General features: G+C 68.3%; 15 protein-coding genes and 1 pseudogene. 11 read left to right on the top strand and 5 right to left on the bottom strand.

The genetic code is table 11. The features are described from left to right. The first annotated feature begins 4 nt into the window (after nucleotides 1–4). From LDQ05_RS02845 to ephH, 4 genes and pseudogenes are all read left to right on the top strand, one after another. Nucleotides 5–226: a phosphopantetheine-binding protein gene (locus LDQ05_RS02845; protein WP_226435390.1), complete on the top strand. Its 222-nt coding sequence runs from the start codon at nucleotides 5–7 to the stop codon at nucleotides 224–226. 10 nt (nucleotides 227–236) lie between these two features. Beyond that, a complete protein-coding gene (entS, locus tag LDQ05_RS02840) occupies nucleotides 237–1,496 on the top strand; it encodes an enterobactin transporter EntS (protein ID WP_226435389.1) in 1,260 nt (419 codons plus the stop codon). Between the two features lie 235 nt (nucleotides 1,497–1,731). Further along, on the top strand, nucleotides 1,732–2,928 hold the full coding sequence (locus LDQ05_RS02835; RefSeq protein ID WP_169623146.1) for an IS110 family RNA-guided transposase: 1,197 nt from the start codon (nucleotides 1,732–1,734) through the stop codon (nucleotides 2,926–2,928). A gap of 92 nt (nucleotides 2,929–3,020) precedes the next feature. After that, nucleotides 3,021–3,782 (top strand): annotated as a pseudogene (ephH, locus tag LDQ05_RS02830) (epoxide hydrolase EphH); the annotation flags it as partial. A gap of 24 nt (nucleotides 3,783–3,806) precedes the next feature. Here ephH and LDQ05_RS02825 read toward each other — a convergent pair. From LDQ05_RS02825 to LDQ05_RS02815, 3 genes are all read right to left on the bottom strand, one after another. Then, complete coding sequence (locus LDQ05_RS02825) at nucleotides 3,807–4,646, bottom strand: siderophore-interacting protein (RefSeq protein WP_226435388.1); 840 nt, start codon at nucleotides 4,644–4,646, stop codon at nucleotides 3,807–3,809. Nucleotides 4,647–4,717: 71 nt separating this feature from the next. Continuing rightward, nucleotides 4,718–5,146 carry a hypothetical protein gene (locus LDQ05_RS02820; protein ID WP_226435387.1) on the bottom strand — a complete coding sequence of 143 codons (429 nt, stop codon included), beginning with the start codon at nucleotides 5,144–5,146 and terminating at the stop codon, nucleotides 4,718–4,720. A gap of 61 nt (nucleotides 5,147–5,207) precedes the next feature. After that, nucleotides 5,208–6,662 carry an MDR family MFS transporter gene (locus LDQ05_RS02815; protein WP_226435386.1) on the bottom strand — a complete coding sequence of 485 codons (1,455 nt, stop codon included), beginning with the start codon at nucleotides 6,660–6,662 and terminating at the stop codon, nucleotides 5,208–5,210. A gap of 124 nt (nucleotides 6,663–6,786) precedes the next feature. On the opposite strand from LDQ05_RS02815, the gene LDQ05_RS02810 reads away from it, so the two are divergent. From LDQ05_RS02810 to LDQ05_RS02795, 4 genes are all read left to right on the top strand, one after another. After that, the gene (locus tag LDQ05_RS02810) at nucleotides 6,787–7,671 is read left to right on the top strand and encodes a phosphoribosylaminoimidazolesuccinocarboxamide synthase (RefSeq protein ID WP_226435385.1); all 885 of its coding nucleotides are present in this window, start codon (nucleotides 6,787–6,789) and stop codon (nucleotides 7,669–7,671) included. A gap of 5 nt (nucleotides 7,672–7,676) precedes the next feature. After that, complete coding sequence (locus LDQ05_RS02805) at nucleotides 7,677–9,797, top strand: S9 family peptidase (RefSeq protein WP_226435384.1); 2,121 nt, start codon at nucleotides 7,677–7,679, stop codon at nucleotides 9,795–9,797. A 109-nt stretch (nucleotides 9,798–9,906) separates the two neighbouring features. Continuing rightward, the gene (locus LDQ05_RS02800; protein ID WP_226435383.1) at nucleotides 9,907–11,733 is read left to right on the top strand and encodes a siderophore-interacting protein; all 1,827 of its coding nucleotides are present in this window, start codon (nucleotides 9,907–9,909) and stop codon (nucleotides 11,731–11,733) included. A 65-nt stretch (nucleotides 11,734–11,798) separates the two neighbouring features. Then, nucleotides 11,799–12,272, top strand: coding sequence for an Rv1443c family protein (locus LDQ05_RS02795; protein WP_226435382.1), 474 nt, complete (start codon nucleotides 11,799–11,801; stop codon nucleotides 12,270–12,272). Between the two features lie 4 nt (nucleotides 12,273–12,276). On the opposite strand, the gene LDQ05_RS02790 is transcribed toward LDQ05_RS02795, so the two are convergent. Together LDQ05_RS02790 and LDQ05_RS02785 are read right to left on the bottom strand one after the other, a co-directional pair. Continuing rightward, on the bottom strand, nucleotides 12,277–12,969 hold the full coding sequence (locus tag LDQ05_RS02790) for a response regulator (protein ID WP_226435381.1): 693 nt from the start codon (nucleotides 12,967–12,969) through the stop codon (nucleotides 12,277–12,279). Further along, nucleotides 12,966–14,576 carry a sensor histidine kinase gene (locus LDQ05_RS02785; RefSeq protein ID WP_226435380.1) on the bottom strand — a complete coding sequence of 537 codons (1,611 nt, stop codon included), beginning with the start codon at nucleotides 14,574–14,576 and terminating at the stop codon, nucleotides 12,966–12,968. Before LDQ05_RS02785 ends, LDQ05_RS02790 begins: the two co-directional genes overlap by 4 nt. Before the next feature lie 202 nt (nucleotides 14,577–14,778). Between LDQ05_RS02785 and LDQ05_RS02780 the strand changes: the two genes are divergently transcribed. From LDQ05_RS02780 to bluB, 3 genes are read left to right on the top strand one after another with little or no spacing between them, the layout of a single operon-like run. Continuing rightward, complete coding sequence (locus LDQ05_RS02780; RefSeq protein ID WP_226435379.1) at nucleotides 14,779–16,176, top strand: cation:dicarboxylate symporter family transporter; 1,398 nt, start codon at nucleotides 14,779–14,781, stop codon at nucleotides 16,174–16,176. Nucleotides 16,177–16,221: 45 nt separating this feature from the next. Further along, complete coding sequence (locus LDQ05_RS02775) at nucleotides 16,222–16,716, top strand: glutathione peroxidase (RefSeq protein WP_226435378.1); 495 nt, start codon at nucleotides 16,222–16,224, stop codon at nucleotides 16,714–16,716. Between the two features lie 23 nt (nucleotides 16,717–16,739). Continuing rightward, entirely contained in the window at nucleotides 16,740–17,408 is a 669-nt protein-coding gene (gene bluB, locus LDQ05_RS02770; RefSeq protein WP_226435377.1) for a 5,6-dimethylbenzimidazole synthase, read from the top strand. Nucleotides 17,409–17,458: the final 50 nt, after the last annotated feature.

Here is a 17,458-nt window from a genome sequence, read left to right as displayed (position 1 = left end):
GAACATGCTCGAACGTGAAACCATCCTGTCCGATATCGCCCGGATCCTCGAGGTGGATCGGGACGAACTCGACCCGACGGTCAGCCTCGTCGACCAGGGCCTCGACTCGCTGCGGTTGATGGCCCTCGTGGAACTGTGGCGCGACAGCGGGGCGGACGTCGACTTCGTGTCGCTGGCCTCCGAACCCGACCTCGAGCAGTGGTGCACGCTGCTCGCCCGGCAGTGAACGGATCCCCGTGGCACTCCTCGACAAGCTGATCATCGACGTCGAACCGCTGCGCACCGGTCGCGAATTCCGGTACCTGTTCGTCGCCCGTGTGGTGTCGCTGCTCGGCCTCGGCTTCCTCATCGTCGCGGTTCCGGTGCAGGTGTACGGGGTCACCGGGTCCACCGCTCACGTCGCGGCAGTCTCGACCGTGCTCGGTATCACCACTTTCGCCGCGACCTTCGTCGGCGGAGTGCTCGCGGACCGGTTCGATCGCCGCACGGTGATCGCACTGGCCCGCGGTACCGCGGGCATCGCCTTCGCGGTGCTCGCCGGCAACGCGTTCCTGCCCGAACCGCAACTGTGGGTGATCTACGCGGTGGCGGTGGTCGACGGTATCGCCGGCGGGATCTCCGCGACGGCATTGATGGCCGTCACGCCCAGCCTGGTTCCACGCGACAAACTCGCCGCGGCCGGTGCGCTCATGGCTCTGACCGCGGACCTCGGTGCGATGGTCGGTCCGGCCCTCGGTGGCGTCGTCATCGCCGTCGGAGGAGTGGAGTCCGCCTACCTGCTGGCGGCCGGGGCGACCGCGGTCACCACCTTCTGCATCACGCGGCTGCCACCGCTGCCACCGACGGGAGCCGTCGACGAGTCGCCGTTCGAATCGGTGGTGAGCGGGTTCGGGTTCGCGATCCGCAACCGGATCGTCGGCGGTGTGCTCGTCGCGGGATTCGTCGCGATGCTGTTGTCCGGGTGGGCTGTCCTGATCCCCGCCTTCGCCGACGAGGTGCTCGGTGCCGGGCCGTCGGTGATCGGGTTGCTGTACACCGCGCCGGCGGTCGGTGCGGTGCTCGGATCCATGACCAGCGGATGGACGGGGTCGATCCGGTGGTCGGGCCGGGTCGTCCTCGTACTCATGACCGTGTCGGCGGCGGGTCTCGTCGGTGCGGGCGCGACCGGGATGCTCGTCGTCGCCCTGATCGGTCTGGCGGCACACGGCTTCGGTGACTCGCTCTCCGACATCGTCCGGTTCGCGACCGTGCAGATGCACACTCCCGACGAATACCGGGGCAGGATCGCCGCGGTGTGGTCGGCGCAGGTCACCGCCGGCGCTTCGGTGGGCGCACTCGTCGCCGCCGCGGTCGCGGCGGTCGTGCCCATGTCGGCGGCACTCGCCGTGTACGGACTCGCGGGCCTGGTGGTCACCGCGGTGCTCGCCGTCGTGCTGAAGAGCCTGCGCACTCTCGACGAGCGCGAACACTCCCCGCTCGGCGAGGTCGCCGCGTAGCCACCCGTTACCTTCTTCGTAGTCCCGCGCCGCGGGGCCACGGTCGCCGGGTTCGGTATGACTTTCTTCCCCTGTCTCTCCAATGATCCGGGGGGTGGTGTCGCCGGGCCTGGTGGCATCGATGGACCGCTGATAGGGACAGGGCCGCCGGGTTCGAGGTAGGTCTCTTTGTAACGTGGGTGCCGGGTATCGATGCTGGATCGGCGACCGGTTGAGCCGGACGAAAGACTGCTTCATGGACACGAGTTACGCCGTGTTTTGCGGCATCGACGTGGGCAAAGGCGAACACCACGCGGTCGGACTGGACGCCGCCGGCGCCCGACTGTTCGACAAGGCGCTACCGAACGACGAGGCCCGACTGCGAGCTGTGTTCGCGGACCTGGCCGCGCACGGGCCGATCCTGGTGGTCGTCGACCAACCGAACACCATCGGCGCGCTGCCGGTCACCGTCGCCCGCGCCTGCGGCCACGACGTCGCCTATCTACCGGGGCTGTCCATGCGCCGTGTCGCCGACCTCTACCCTGGGCAGGCGAAAACCGATGCCCGCGATGCGTTCATCATCGCGGATACCGCCCGCACCATGCCCCACACGCTGCGCCGGGTCGACGTCGGCGACGAGACCCTGACCGAACTCGGAGTGCTCGTCGGGTTCGACGACGACCTCGCCGGCGAGGCCACCAGGATCAGCAACCGCATCCGCGGCCTGCTCACCGGGATCCACCCCGCCCTCGAACGGGCACTCGGTCCCCGAGTGGCGCATCCGGCCGTCCTGGAAATCCTGTCCCGTTTCGGTGGCCCGGCCGGGATCCGGCAGGCCGGCAAGCGTCGGATCACCACTCTCGCGGTCAAACACGCACCGCGCATGGGTGCCCGGCTGGCCGAGGAGGTCTTCGCTGCCCTGGACGCGCAGACCGTGACGGTGCCCGGAAGCAAAGCCGCCGAGATCGTGTTGCCCAAACTCGCCGACTCCCTGAAAGAGGTTATGCAGCAACGTCGGAGCATCGCCGTCGATGTCGAGAGGATGCTCGACGATCACCCTCTTTCCCAGGTCCTGACCTCGATGCCCGGCATCGGCGTCAGGACCGCTGCACGCATCCTCATCGAGATCGGTGACGGCTCGGGCTTCGCGACGGCCGGCCACCTCGCCGCCTACGCCGGCATCGCGCCGGTCACCCACCGATCCGGATCGTCGATCCGCGGCGAACACCCCGCCCGCTCGGGCAACCGGAAACTCAAACGCGCGCTGTTCCTGTCCGCGTTCGCCGCCCTGCACGACCCGACCAGCCGCGCCTACTACGACCGCAAACGCGCCGAGGGCAAGAAGCACAACGCCGCCCTGATCTGCCTCGCTCGCCGCCGCTGCGACGTCCTGCACGCCATGCTCAAGAACAAGGCGCTCTACCGAGCTCCTGTATCAGCGGAAGCTGCATGACAATGGAAACTCTGAGCAGCGCAAACTCCGAGTCTTGGACTCCTCCAGGCCGGTCTGCTAAAAGGGGATGAACAGGGAGATGGGGGGACTCGGTGACCACTGCGAACCGATCTGGAGCTGGTGAGCCTGTGCTATTGCTACACGGATTCACCCTCTCGCATCATGTGTGGCACGGCGTCGTCGACGACCTCTCGAGCAACTACGACGTCCTGGCGATGACTATGCCTGGGCACTGGCGCGGGCCACGCCTGCGTGTGCGCGATCTGGGTGTTCGTGGGATCGCCGACGGAATCGAACGTGAACTCGATGACCTCGGCTGGGACACCTGCCACGTCGCGGGAAACTCCCTGGGAGGTCAGGTGGGCTTCGAACTCGAGCGGCGAGGACGTGCGAGATCCCTCGTCGCGATCAATCCCAGCGGAGGGTGGAAGCGATTCTCGGTAACCGAGTTCCGTCTCGGGATGGGTTTCGCCGCACAATTTCCGCTGGCGGCGGTTGCACGCGTGTTCGGTGATCGCGTCGCTACTCGTGAGCGCTTCCAGCGCCCGATCATCCGAAACTGCAGCAAGGACACGGCTGCCGTCACTCCCGAAGACGCGGCCAACGTACTCCGCGCGGTCTCACACTGCCCCATCTACCTGCCGATCCAACTGGCGTTTCTCCGGGATGGACCACTCGCACACCTCGACCGGGTCACCGCGCCGACCACGTTGATCATGTCCGAGTTCGACACCTTCCTCACCAGGAACGAGTGCATGCAGCGGCTGATCGACGAACTGCCCGACCATGTGGAGGAAGTGACCCTGCCCGGGGTCGGGCACATTCCGATGCTCGAGAATCCCGGAATCGTTGCCGATGCCCTGCGCGCACGGGTGGGGTCAGCTCAGCTCGTCGTCGTGTTCGTCGTCGACCCGGTCGTGGTCGGAGGATCGCCCGTAGCCGGTCTCGGACATCCCGATGTGCCAGTACCCGATCACCAACGTCGACCTGCGATCGAAACGGCCGTCCGCCCGCAGCCAGGTGCGCATGGCCCGCACGGTCCTCGATTCGGCGGAGACCCAGGCGAACCGTTTGACGTCGCCCTCGGGAACGGCCACCGCGCACGCGGCGTCGAGCAGACTGTCGGTGGTGCCCGCCGGAGCCCCGTCGCGGTGGACCCAGCGGATCTCGATGTCGGCGGGCGACGTCAACTCCTGGTGCTCGTGTTCGTCGGCGACCTCGATCACGGCGACCCCGCGGGCGCCCTCGGGCAACCGCTCGAGCATCCGGCCGATGGCGGGCAACGCGGTCTCGTCACCGACGATCAGGTACCAGTCGGAGGCGGGCGCCACGACGCCACCACCGCCGGCAGCACCGATGCGGTCACCGGGCCGCGCGTGTTCGGCCCACCCACTGGCCAATCCCTCGTCCCCGTGCTTGACGAAGTCGATGTCCATCTCGGCTGCGACGGGGTCCAGCCGCCGCACCGTGTAGGTGCGGACGAACTGTTTCACCGTCGGGTCGGGCCACCGCAGACGGCCCGTGCCGTCGTTGTCGGGGAGGTCGAGTTCGCCGTTCGGCCGGGGGAATACGAGCTTGATGTTGGGTACGCGGGTGGGATCGCTCGCGTAGACCTCGACTCCGTGCCCGGCGAAGGTGATCCGGCGCATACGTGGCGTGATGTCCACGATCCGCGCGACTTCGATGACGGTGGGCAGCAACCCGATCTCGTTCGACATGGCCCCACCGTAGGGCAGCCTGACCGATCGGTGCTCGACCGATCGGTGCTCGACCGATCGGTGCTCGACGATCAGGGGGTGGTGGAGGCTCGTGGCCGCAGACCGCTCTTCTCGCCGTGTGCCCACGACGTGATCGCGGAGTACCCGTCGCCGACACCCTGCGTGTACGCGACGAGCGCACCGTACATGCGGCTGCCCTCCGTGGCGAGCTCGATGGTGCCGACCCAGTCCGCGGCGCGCGCCATCACGTGCGACGAGATGTCGAGTCGGTCGTGGGTCGCCGCGGAGACCGCGGTGAACGATTCGTCGGCGACCAGGAACGTCTCGGAGACCCCACGCCAGTAGTACTCCGCGTCCATCGCGGCGCGCAGGGACTCGTAGTCGCTGGTGTTCTGCATCGCCGTGGCGTTGACGAGCTCGGTGGTCGCGTGACCGGCGGAGCCGAGCGGGGTGTACCTGATGTCGTTGATGGGTGTCTTGTCGCCACGTCTGGTCCTCACCGCAGAAATGGTGCCCGATTACGTCGTGGAACGAAACCACCGGTTCCCTGTGAGTCTGTTGTCAGTGCGGTGCCGGTGTTTGTGACGGCGGTGGACCGGCGTCGGTTCCTGTTCCGGACGGGATCGCCGCGACGCACGCGACGAGCAGTACCGCGCAGACCAGGACCGCGGTGAAGACCGGCCCCACGGATTCCGCGAGTTGCCCGGCATCGGGGGCGGCGTCGGCCCCGGACCGGGCGAGCGCGGCGTTGGCGAGAGCGCCGAACACGGCGACTCCGACGGCGCTGCCCATCGACCGGGCGAACGCGTTCGAACCCGTCACCACACCGCGCTCCGACCAGCCGACGCTGGATTGAGCGGCGATGAGCGCCGGACTGGCGATCAGCCCCATTCCGAGGCCGATGAGCACGCAACTCACCGCGACCTGCCACGGCGACGACCCGACCCCCACACGGGTGAGCAACGCGGTGCCCACGAGCAGGGGAACGGACCCCACCAGACCGGTGCGCCGGAACCCGATCCGCATGTACAGCCTGCCCGACTGCGCTGCCGCGATCGGCCAGCCGATCGTCAGGGTGGCGAGGGTGAAGCCGGCGACGACGGCCGTGGTGCCCAGGGAGTTCTGCACGAACGACGGCACGTACGACGTCAGACCGAGCACCACCGCGCCCACCAGGCACGAGACCGCGCTGGTCGTGACGAGGATCCGACGTGTGAGCACCCACATCGGCAGGATCGGTTCGGGGGCGCGGGTCTCGATCCACACGAACGCGGTGAGCAGGACGGCTGCCGCGGCGAACACGGACAGGCTCGCTGCGGACGTCCACGCCCAGGCCTGACCGCCCTCGAGCAGACCGAGGATCAGCAACGCCGCCCCGGCCGCGAGCGTCGTGGCCCCCGCCCAGTCCACCGCGCGTCGTGGCCCGGTCGGTTTCTCCTCGCGGTGGTTGCGCAGCAGCACCCACGCGGCGAGCGCGCACAGCGGCAGATTCACCCAGAAGATCCACCGCCACGACAGGTGATCGGCGAAGACCCCGCCGACGGCGGGGCCGATCACCGCCGACATTCCCCACACGCTCGCGAGATATCCCTGGGCCTTCGCCCGCTCGGCGACGGTGTAGATGTCACCGGCGATGGTCTGGGCCATCGGCAGTACCGCTCCGGCGCCGAGCCCCTGCAGGGCCCGGAACGCGATCAGCGCGGGCATGCTCCACGCGAGTGCACACAGCACCGAGCCGAGCGCGAACACTGCGATGCCGAACACGAGGATCGGGACTCGGCCGAACAGGTCCGACAGCTTCCCGTACACGGGCACCAGCACCGCCTGGGTGAGAAGATAACTCGAGAACAACCACGGGAACTGGGTGAACCCTCCGAGGTCGGAGACGATCGTCGGGATCGCGGTCGCGAGGATCGTGCTCTCCAACGCCACCAGGGAGGTCGCGAGCATCAGCGCGATCAGGACCGGTCCGCGTTCCGACCGGAATCCGACATCCGCGCGGGATGGTGCGGCCATGGCTCTCCTCGCCTCGGGTGATGCTCGCGTGCCCCGCGAGTCGTGTGACACGTGCCATTGTCGACCGCTGGGATATCCACCACGGAGTGCGGTACCTGACGGCCCGGACCACTAGGGTGTGAGCGTGCGTCCTTCACTCGAGTCCTACTCCCACCTCGCCGGCGGCAAGGTCCGCGACCTCTACGTCATCGACGACGAGCATCTGCTGCTCGTGGCCAGCGACCGGATCTCGGCCTACGACCACATCCTCGACACCCCCATCCCCGACAAGGGCAGGGTGCTCACCGCGATGAGCGTGTTCTTCTTCGACCTGCTCGACGCGAACAACCACCTCGCCGGCGAACCCGACGACGATCGGATCCCCGAGGAGGTCCTCGGCCGCGCCCTCGTCGTCAAGCGCCTCGACATGCTGCCCGTCGAATGCGTCGCGCGCGGCTACCTCACCGGTTCGGGACTGGCCGACTACCAGGCGACCGGCACGGTCTGCGGTGTGACGCTGCCCGAGGGTCTCGTCGAGGCCAGCCGGTTGCCGGAGCCGATCTTCACGCCGGCGACGAAGGCCGAGCTCGGCGACCACGACGAGAACATCTCGTTCGAGCAGGTGGCGGAGAAGCTGGGCCTGAACATGGCGATGAAGCTGCGTCAGGACACCCTCGACATCTACGACCGCGCCGCGATGTACGCGTACGACCGGGGCATCATGCTCGCCGACACCAAGTTCGAGTTCGGGCTCGACAAGGCCGGCAACCTGGTGCTCGCCGACGAGGTCCTCACCCCCGATTCGTCCCGGTACTGGGATCTCGAGGCGTACGAGGTGGGTAAGGTCCAGCCGAGTTTCGACAAGCAGATCGTCCGGAACTGGCTGACGGGCCCCGAGTCCGGCTGGGACCGTGCTTCCGACACACCGCCACCGCCGCTCCCGCAGCACATCGTCGACAGGACCCGTGCGCGGTACATCGAGGCGTACGAACGCATCTCCGGATTGTCCTTCGACGATTGGATCGGCTGATCGGTATGGCTTCCCCGAACCCGCCCGTCGCCGCACGCGTTCCCACCGAGCGCACCCACCACGGTCACACCTTCGTCGACGACTACGAGTGGCTGCGTGACAAGGAGAACCCGGAGGTCGTCGCGTATCTCGAGGCCGAGAACGCGTACACCGACGCGCAGACCGCGCACCTGGCGACGTTGCGGGAGTCGATCTTCGAGGAGATCCGTTCGCGGACGCAGGAAACCGACATGTCGGTTCCCACGCGGATGGGGCAGTGGTGGTACTACGCGCGCACGGTCGAGGGCAAGCAGTACGGCATCCAGTGTCGGTGCCCGATCGCCGACGTCGACGACTGGACTCCGCCGGAGGTGACACCCGGCGTGGATCTGCCCGGCGAGCAGGTCCTGCTCGACGGCAACGTCGAATCCGAAGGCCACGATTTCTTCTCGGTCGGGGCGTTCTCGATCAGCCACGACGGCACGCTTCTGGCGTACTCGACCGACGTCGTCGGCGACGAGCGGTACACGCTGCGGTTCAAGGATCTCACCACCGGTGAGCTTCTCGCCGACGAGATCCCCGGCACCGCGCCGGGAGCCACGTGGGCGCTCGATCACAGTCACGTCTTCTACCAGACCGTCGACGAATCGTGGCGGCCGGACACGGTGTGGCGGCACCGGTTGGGTAGTGCCGTCGGCGACGACGTGAAGGTCTTCCACGAGCCCGACGAACGCTACTGGGTGTCGATCGGCGCGACCCGCAGCGAGAAGTACCTCATGATCTGGGTCGGATCGAAGATCACCACCGAGGGGTGGGTTCTCGAATCCGACGACCCCACCGGCGAGTTCCGCGTTCTCCTGCCCCGCCGCGAGGGGGTCGAATACGGCGCCGAACATGCTGTGATCGGTGGGCAGGACCGGTTCCTGGTGCTGCACAACGACGTCGATCCCGCGACGGGGGAGAAGGCCGAGAACTTCGTCCTCGCCGAGGCGCCCGTCGACGATCCGTCCGCGCTCCGGACCCTGATCGAGCACCGACACGACGTGCGACTCGAGGACGTCGACGCGTTCGCCGGCCATCTCGTGCTCGGCTACCGGCGGGAGGCTCTCACCCGGATCGCGGTGTGGCCGCTGACCGCCGACGGCTACGGCGAGCTCCGGGAGATCGAGTTCGACGAGGAACTGTTCGCGGTCGGCCCGGGCGGGAACCCCGAATGGGAGCAACCCACCCTGCGACTCGGATTCACCTCGTTCATCACGCCGAGCCGCGTGTACGACTACGTGGTGGACGACGGCGAACTGCTGCTGCGCAAGTCCCAGCCGGTGCTCGGTGATTTCGACCCCGCCCGCTACGAGCAGCGCCGGGCGTGGGCGACCGCCGACGACGGCACGCGGATCCCCCTGTCGATCGTCGCGAGGAAGGGCACGCCGGAGAATGCGCCGACGCTGCTGTACGGGTACGGCTCGTACGAGGCCAGCATCGATCCCGGTTTCTCGGTGGCCCGGCTGTCGTTGCTCGACCGCGGCATGGTGTTCGCGGTCGCGCACGTGCGCGGCGGCGGTGAGATGGGCCGGCACTGGTACGAGAACGGCAAGTCGCTCACCAAGAAGAACACGTTCACCGATTTCGTGGCGTGTGCGCGACATCTCGTCGACACCGGAGTGACGAGCCCCGACCGGCTCGTCGCCGACGGCGGCAGCGCCGGCGGACTGCTCGTGGGCGCGGTCGCGAACCTCGCCCCGGAGTTGTTCGCGGGGATCCTCGCGAACGTGCCGTTCGTCGATCCGCTCACCTCGATCCTCGATCCGTCGCTGCCGCTGACGGTGATCGAGTGGGACGAGTGGGGCAACCCGCTGGAGAACCCGGAGGTGTACGAGTACATGCGCTCGTACAGCCCGTACGAGAACGTCGAGGCGAAGGACTATCCGGCGATCCTCGCGATCACCAGCATCAACGACACCCGCGTGCTGTACGTCGAACCGGCCAAGTGGGTGGCGAAACTGCGTGCGACGAAGACGGGTGATTCGCCGTTGCTGCTCAAGACCGAGATGAGCGCCGGTCACGGCGGTGTGTCGGGTCGTTACGAGAAGTGGCGCGAGGTCGCATTCGAGTTCGCGTGGGTGCTCGACACGACAGGTGCCGCCTGACACCACGATGCGGTGACGGCGACCGGGGCGGCGGTTTCCGCCAACAGGGCTTCCGCCAACAGGGCTTCCGACCACACGGTTTCCGACAACTGAGGGGAGAAGGCTGCCGATGGCAGGGACCGTCCGCGACGTCGAGGTGTTTCCGATCTGCATCCGGGAAGTGGAGGTCCTCCGCGTCGAGGACGTCACACCCGGGATGCGCCGGGTGACGGTGGGTGGTCCGGCGATGGACGCCCACGTGCGCGACGGTGTCGCATTGCCGCCGGTGCGTACCAGCGGATTCGACGACGACGTCAAACTGCTGCCCGTCGATCCGCGGACCGGTACCTTGCCGTTCGACGTGCCCCGCAACAGCGAGTCCGGTGCCGTGGAGTGGCCGGCCGGGGCGTTCCCCTACGCCCGGACGTACACGGTGCGGTCCTACGACCGGGCCACCCGTGCACTGTCGATCGACTTCGCGATGCACGAAGGCGGGCTCGCCTCGGACTGGGCGTACCGTGTGCAACCCGGCGAGACGATCCTCATGGCGGGACCGAAGCATTCCGCCGGACTGCCTCGGGGCGCCGACTGGATGCTGATCGCGGGCGACGAGACCGCACTGCCGGCGATCGCGCACTGCCTCGAACAGCTGCCGCCGGAACTACCCGCGACGGTGGTGATCGAGGTCGCCGAACCGGAACATCGTCAGGACTTGAGAAGTGAGGCGCCGCTCGACGTCACCTGGCTGTTCCGTTCGGAGAACGACGGTGAGTCGCGGCTCGTCGAGGCCGTGCGGGCTGCGCAGTGGCGTCCCGGGCAGCCGTACCTGTGGGTCGCGGGTGAAACACTGACCATCAAACCGCTGCGACGGTGGGCGAAGGTGGACAAGGAGATCCCGAAGCAGTTCGTCGAGATCACCGGTTACTGGCGCCACCGATCCGCCGGTGGTCCGGAGGCGGCGGCACCCGCTGCCGGTGCCGCCGAGGTGAGTGCCGAAGTGCGGCTGCACGAGATGTCCGAACTGCTGCCACCGCTGGTTCTCCGGACCGCGGTCACCGTCGGGGTCTTCGCCGCGATCGACGGCGGCGCCGACACGCCCGCGGCCATCGCGGCCGAATGCGGCACCGATCCCGCGGCGACGGTGAAGCTGCTCCGTCACCTCGCGCTGACGGATCTCGTCGTCGCGGAGGACGACAGGTATGCGCTCACCGAGATGGGGGAGATCCTCGCCGACCCGGACGCCTTCGCGGGTCGTGCCCTGCATTTCGACAAGATCCACACCAGGCTCGACATGGCCTTCCTCGGGCTGCTCGAGGCGGTGCGGACCGGTTCGTCCGCCGCCGGGCACGGCTTCGCCGACAAGGTGACGGAACCCGGGTTCGTGGACGCATTCCACGAGGAAGTGGCGTTCCGAGCCGTCTACCGAGCTCCCGCGCTGCCCGACTCGGTCGATCTCGACGGGGTGCGGACCGTCGCGATCTACGGGGAGGGTGCCGGCGTGTACGCCGACACGCTCGCGCGTCTCCGGCCGGATCTGGACATCTCCCTCGTCGGGTTGCCCGCGCAGAACACGCGCAACCTCGTGGACGTGGCGGACGACCGCCGCGACCGGGTGGGGCGCGTCGACAGCAGTGAATTCACCGCGCTCACCGCACCCGTCGACCTGGCCGTCGCGGTCGACATCGTCGACTCCCATCCGGACGACGACGCACGCATGCTGCTCGGCGTGCTCGGTGCGTCGGCGCGCAGGGTCGTGCTCGTCACCGACGTCCTCGACCCGCAGACCACCGACGACCACGCGACCGAGGCCGACCTGCTGAAACTGTGCCTCCACGGATCGGGTGTACGCACCGAGGCGGAACTGTCGGCGCTCATCACGGACGCGGGTTTCGCCGCACCGCGGTTCGGTGCGCTCGGCTGGGGATCGACGGTCGTGGAGTTCGCCCGCGCCCGCTGATCGCGTCGCCGGAAGCCTGTCGCGCCGGCCCCGTCCGACGGTAGCGTGACGCCCGAGGGGGCGTGATGCGATCGATACATCTGGAGACGGACCTGCCGACCGACGCCGACCGGGTGTGGTCGGCGATGCTCTCACCGGTCACGTTCCTGTACGTGTGCCGCGGACTGTTCGGACTGCCCGCGCTCGCGGGGCGCGCCGAACCGTTGCGCGAGGGTGAACGGGGAACGGGGCGGTTGTGGGTGTTCCACGTGGTCCCCGCCCACCGGCACACCATCGAGGTCCGCAAAGTGGATCCCGGCACACGCACGGTGCGCACGCACGAGCACGGCGGGATGCTCCGCAGTTGGAACCACACGCTGCACGTCGAACCGGTGCGGGAGCACCGCTGCCGGTACAGCGACCGCGTCGACATCGACGCGGGTGCTGCGACACGGGTGGTGGCGATAGTCGCGACCGGCATCTTCCGTTACCGGCAGCGTCGCTGGCGCAGGCTCGTGCGCAGACATCTGCTTCCGGAGGGTCCGGCCTTCCGCACCTGACCGGTCACGCGCGGCGCGCGTACCGGACCTGTGGACGCCCGGCACGTCCGTACTCGGTGAGCCGGGTGAGGGCACCGTCGTCGGCGAGACGTTCGAGATAGCGCCACGCGGTCACCCGCGACACGCCGACACCCTCACCGACCTGCGCGGCGGTGCACGGTTCGCCGGAGTCGCGCAGGTACGAGACGATCCGGTCGAGGGTCGCAGGCGCGATGCCCTTCGGGCTCGCGGCGCGGGTGTCGGACGAGCGCAGTGCCGACATCGCCCGGTCGATCTCGTGCTGTCCGGCGGCTCGTCCGGCCGCCCCCAGCGCCGCCCGGTACGACAGGTAGCGCTCCAGTTTGTCGCGCAGCGCCGCGAATGTGAACGGCTTGAGCAGGTACAACACGATTCCGCGCGCCACCGCCGTGCGGACCACCTCGAGGTCGCGCACGGAGGTCACCGCGATGACGTCCGGGCTCGGGTCGGCCGCGCTCAACGCCGCGGCGACGTCCAGACCGCTCGTGTCGGGCAATCCGATGTCGAGCAGTACGAGGTCGACCGGGGTGCCGTCCTCGGCTGCCGACGCGACGGCCCGCAACGCGTCGCGACCGGTGTGCGCGACACCTGCGACGGTGAATTCCCGGATCCTGCCGACATACTCGCGGTGGGCTTCCGCGATGAGCGGGTCGTCCTCGACGACGAGCACCCGGATCACCCGTCCTCACCACCGTCGGTTCGGGAGCCGAGCGGGATCCGAGCGACCACCATCGACCCCATCGACGGTTCGGTGCGCAGCACACCGCGATGGCGGGCCACGACCTGCGCGACGAGCGCCAGGCCCAGACCTCGCTGATCCGATTTGGTGGAGTAACCGCGCCGAAGCGCCCGCGCGAGGGTGTCCGGTGACATGCCCGGTCCGCTGTCGGCGACCTCGACGATCATGGTTCCCTTCTCCTGTCGCACCGCCACCTCCACCCACGGTGCGTCCACGTCGGCTCCGTGGTGCGATGCGTCGATCGCGTTGTCGACGAGGTTACCGACGAGCGTGACGAGGTCACGGCTGTTCATCGGCGGAGCCTCTCCGAGTGCGGTGTCCTCCGTGACCGTCAGTTCGACGCCGCGATCGGCGGCGTCCGCGATCTTGCCGAGCAGCAGGGCGACGAGCGCCGGCTCACGCACCGAGGCGGTCAGCCGGTCGATGAGAGCCTGGGACATCGCGAGTTCGTCGGTGGCGAACGAGACGGCGTCGCCCGTCCTGCCCAGTTCGACCATCGTGATGATGGTGTGCAGCCGGTTCGCGGTCTCGTGGGCCTGGGTGCGCAGAGCCTCGGCGAGTCCCTTCGCGGAGTCGAGTTCGCCGAGCACCTGCCGGAGCTCGGTGTGGTCGCGCAACGTCACGACGGTGCCGGTGCGGCGGCCCTCCCGCCGGACCGGGTCGCTGTTGACGACCAGGACGTGGTCGTCGGTGAGGTGCACCTCGTCGCGGACGTCCCCGCCGTGCGCCGCGAGATCCCGCAGGGTTTCGGGCAGCGCATCGAACGGCACCGGGCCGTGTTCGGGCAGGTCCAGAAGGCGCCGGGCCTCGTCGTTGATCACCTCGATGTGCGGTGGACCCGCGGAGCCGGATCCGAACACGAGCAGTCCCTCTCCGATGGAGTGCAGCACGGCGTCGTGGTGTTCGTAGAGCCGGCGCAACTGCACGGGATCGAGTCCGAGGGTCTGGTGCCGCAGGCGCCGCGCGATGAGATACGCGCCCGCGGCGGTCACGGCCACACCCACCGCGACGACCCCGGCGATGCCGGGGAGCCCGCCGACGAACTGCTGCCAGATCCGCTCTCGGGTCACACCCACCGACACGAACCCGACGAGGATCCCCGCCTCGTCGTACACGGGTGCGACGGCGCGGATCGACGGGCCGAGCGACCCCGTGTACGTCTCGGTGAACGGTGTTCCCGTGCGGGCCTGTTCGGTGTGCCCCGTGTAGGGCCGTCCGATCTCCGCCGGGGTGGGGTGGGTGAGCCGGATCGTGTCGGTGTCCATGAGCACCACGAAGTCCACGTCGGCGGTCTCCCGGATCTCCTCGGCCCGGGCCTGCAGTTCTCCGGTGGCGTCCCCCGTCACGATTCCCGTGGCGACCTCGGGGAACAGGGCGATCGTCTCGGCGAGCCCGAGCACCTTGCGGGTGGTCTGAGTGTCCGCCTCGTTCCGCTCGTCGAACGCGAACAGGAGCCCGGCGAGCACCGTCATCACCGTGAACACGACGAGTTGCAGGATGAGCAGCCGTCGCGCCACGCTGAGCGGCCGCCGCGTCCGCGCTCGCATCGCACTCCCTCCGTTGTCCGTCGTCACGTCGGTGGGTCCTGGTGCGCGCATCCGTGAACACAATGCACAGAATCTTCTGACTCCGCCGCCGTCCTCCTATGTTTCCAGCAGTGACGTGACCGCAGTCACCCGACTCGCGTCCGGTGGGGTGCACTGCGGATCGCACCCGATGCCGATACCGCACCGCACCCGAAGGACAACGATGAGAATCAGCATGCGCGGAGCCGAGAAGCGCGACCGCACCCACTGGCTGTACGTCGGCGTGATCGTCGCCGTCGTCGCCGGTGTCGTCGTGGGATGGCTCGCGCCCGAGACCGGCAAGTCGTTCGGTGTCCTCGGCGCCATGTTCGTCGATCTGATCAAGATGATGATCAGCCCGGTCATCTTCTGCACGATCGTCCTCGGTATCGGATCGGTGCGCGCCGCTGCCAGCGTCGGCCGCATCGGCGGTCTCGCCCTGATCTACTTCGTCGGCATGTCGACGATCGCGCTCGGCATCGGCCTGGCCGTCGGGAATCTCCTCGACCCAGGCTCGGGGCTGACCCTGGATCCGGAGCAGGCCGGTTCGGGTGCCGCGCTCGTCGAGGCGGCCCACGCGGCGGGCGGCACAGCCGACTTCGTGGCCTCGATCATCCCCACGTCGCTGCTGTCGGCGTTGACCTCCGGCAGTGTGCTGCAGACCTTGTTCGTGGCGTTACTCGTCGGGTTCGCCGTCCAGGGGATCGGCCGATCCGGTGAGCCCATCCTGCGCGGCATCGGTCATCTGCAGAAGCTGGTCTTCCGGATCCTGACGATGATCCTGTGGCTCGCGCCGATCGGTGCGTTCGGGGCCATCGCCGACGTCGTGGGACGGACCGGACTGAACGCGGTGGTGCAACTCGGTGCGCTGATGATCGCGTTCTACCTGACCTGCCTGGTGTTCGTGTTCGGTGTGCTGGGCAGCCTGCTCAAGGCCGTCACCGGGGTGTCCGTGTTCCGGCTGGTCAAGTATCTGGCCCGCGAGTACCTGTTGATCTTCGCGACGTCGTCGTCGGAATCGGCGCTGCCGCGGCTCATCGCGAAGATGGAACACCTCGGTGTGCAGCGCACGACCGTCGGCGTCGTCGTGCCCACCGGGTACTCGTTCAACCTCGACGGCACCGCGATCTACCTGACGATGGCAGCGCTGTTCGTCGCCGATGCGATGGGCAAGCCACTGTCGCTCGCGGAACAGTTGTCCCTGCTCGTGTTCATGATCATCGCTTCGAAGGGGGCGGCCGGTGTCACCGGCGCAGGGCTCGCCACCCTCGCCGGGGGACTGCAGAGCCACCGCCCCGATCTCGTGGACGGTGTCGGACTGATCGTGGGAGTCGACCGGTTCATGTCGGAGGCGCGCGCGATCACGAACTTCTCCGGAAACGCCGTCGCGACACTGCTCATCGGTACCTGGACGAAGTCGATCGACCGCGACCGCGTCGACGAGGTCCTCGCGGGCCGGCTGCCGTTCGACGAATCGCTGATGGGCGACGACCACGGTTTCCCCGAGCCGGAGATGGAACGAACCCTCGAACAGGTGGACGCACCTGCTCCCGAACGGGTACCGGCGGTGTCGATCCATTGAGAACCGTTCCGCGGCGCTGCGCCTCGGCACGATAGCTTGGGAGCCATGACCACGTCGTTGCAGAACATCACCATCAACACTCTCGATGGGCGGCCCACCACCCTCGGCGCGTACGACGGGCACGCAGTGCTCGTCGTCAACGTCGCCTCCAAGTGCGGTCTGACCCCGCAGTACACGGCGCTCGAGCAGCTCGCGAAGGACTACGCCGACCGCGGACTGTTCGTCGTGGGTGTGCCCTGCAATCAGTTCATGGGGCAGGAGCCGGGCACGCCGGAGGAGATCCAGGAGTTCTGTTCCACCACGTACGGGGTGAGCTTCCCGCTGCTCGAGAAGATCGACGTCAACGGTGAGAACCGGCACCCCCTCTACGCGGAGCTGACACAGCACGCCGACGCGGCCGGTGAGGCCGGTGACGTCCAGTGGAACTTCGAGAAGTTCCTCATCGCCCCCGACGGCACCGTCACCGGCCGGTTCCGTCCCCGCACCGAACCCGACGCGCCCGAAGTGATCGACGCCATCGAAGCCGTCCTGCCCGTCTGACCTACCGAACAGGGCTCCACGACATGTTTTCGAACGACGCGCGCGACGCGCTGTACGACATCATCCGCATGCGCCGCGACGTGCGCGCCGAATTCAACGGCGAACGGATCTCCGACGAGGTGCTGTGGCGGGTCCTCGCCGCCGCCCACCACGCCCCCAGCGTCGGCAACACCCAACCGTGGGATTTCGTGGTGGTCCAGGAACCGCAGCGGCTCGCCGACTTCGCGGAGCACGTGGCCGGGTGTCGGCGGGCGTTCGCGGATTCGCTGCCCGAGGACCGGAAGACGACGTTCGACCCGATCAAGGTCGAGGGAATCGTCGAATCCGGCACCGGCATCGTCGTCACCTACGATCCGGCGCGCGGCGGCAAGCACATCCTGGGCCGGCACACGATCGACGAGTCGGGGTTGTTCTCGGCCGTGCTCGCGATCCAGAACCTGTGGCTCGCCGCGACCGCGGAAGGTCTCGGCGTGGGGTGGGTGTCGTTCTACGAGGAGGACTTCCTCGCCGATTTCGTCGGTGCGACCACCCCGGTGCGTCCCATCGCATGGTTGTGTGTCGGCCCCGTCACCCGTCTGCAGGAGGTTCCCGACCTCGAACGGTTCGGGTGGCGCACGGGCCGCCCGCTCACCGACGCCGTGCACCGCGACACCTTCGGAGGCGCGGCGCTCGGTTCCGCCGCCGACGCCTGATCGTCTCCCGCCCCGATCTTCCCGGAGGACGGCCGCCGACACTGTCGAGT

This window comes from Rhodococcus yananensis, assembly GCF_020515525.1.
Lineage (GTDB): Bacteria > Actinomycetota > Actinomycetes > Mycobacteriales > Mycobacteriaceae > Rhodococcus > Rhodococcus yananensis.
Note: the sequence above shows the minus strand (reverse complement) of the source record. Positions and strands in the feature narration are given on the sequence as shown.